Consider the following 989-nt stretch of genomic DNA (forward strand, 5'->3'; position numbering starts at 1 on the left):
CGATCACTTCAGTGTCGATGGCACCCTGATTCAGGCATGGGCGTCGCAGAAAAGCTTTCGCCGCAAGGATGGCAGCGACGACCCGGACCCGGACGGGCCCACCGGCCGCAATGCAGAGCGTAATTTCCGGGGTGAGAAACGCAGCAACGAGACCCACCAGTCCACCACGGATCCGGAGGCTCGCCTGGCCAGGAAGAGCCGAGGCAGCGAATTACGGCTGGCCTACATGGGCCATACGGTCATGGAAAACCGCCATGGACTGATCGTGAAAGCGGCCGCTAGCCTGGCGACCGGGACGGCCGAGCGCGACGTTGCCGCCGAACTCCTGGCTCAACTCCCCGGCCAGCACCGCAAGACCGTGGGCGCCGACAAAAACTACGACACCCGGGGCTTTGTAACAGCCTGCCGAACACTCAACATAACACCGCATGTCTCACGCAACACCAAACGGACAGGCGGCTCGGCCATAGATGGCCGAACCAGCCGCCACGCGGGATACCAGATCAGCATGCGGTTGCGCAAACGGGTGGAAGAGCCGTTTGGCTGGGGCAAGAAAATCGGTCCCATCCGGCAGGTGATGCTGCGCGGACGGGACAAGGTGCATAGTCTGTTCCAGCTGACAATGATGGGCTGGAACCTGATCCGTATGCGGAACCTGCAGGCGTAGTCCGCCTGTAGGCCCGCGATGGGCTACACCGGGCGGTACAGCGGGCAAAAATGCCCAAGAAAGTGCGGCCAATCCGTCAAATCTGAACAAAAAATAGACAGCTCTGTTGCTGCAAATCAGATTTTCAACAGCCTGCTAGATGAAGAAATGGTACGAGAGTACATCCGTAATCAGGAGAGAGCGGACGAACATCGGGATCAACTGACGCTGGGGATGATGTAGCGCCTTGTGCGCAATTGAAAGCCCTTTGAGGGCGTCCCCTGATAAGCCTCCGGCTTTGCCGGAGGTCATTTAACTTTACTTTAAAAAAGTAACGACCTCA

At 58.5% G+C, this 989-nt stretch carries 1 protein-coding gene; it reads left to right on the forward strand.

Annotation, left to right across the window (positions count from 1 at the left end; translation table 11 throughout):
* The coding region (locus MPRO_RS01125) for an IS5 family transposase (RefSeq protein WP_158651714.1) at positions 1-667 on the forward strand (667 nt) is incomplete at its 5' end.
* Positions 668-989: the final 322 nt, after the last annotated feature.

Source organism: Marinobacterium profundum (genome assembly GCF_001528745.1).
Taxonomy (GTDB): Bacteria; Pseudomonadota; Gammaproteobacteria; order Pseudomonadales; family Balneatricaceae; genus Marinobacterium_A; species Marinobacterium_A profundum.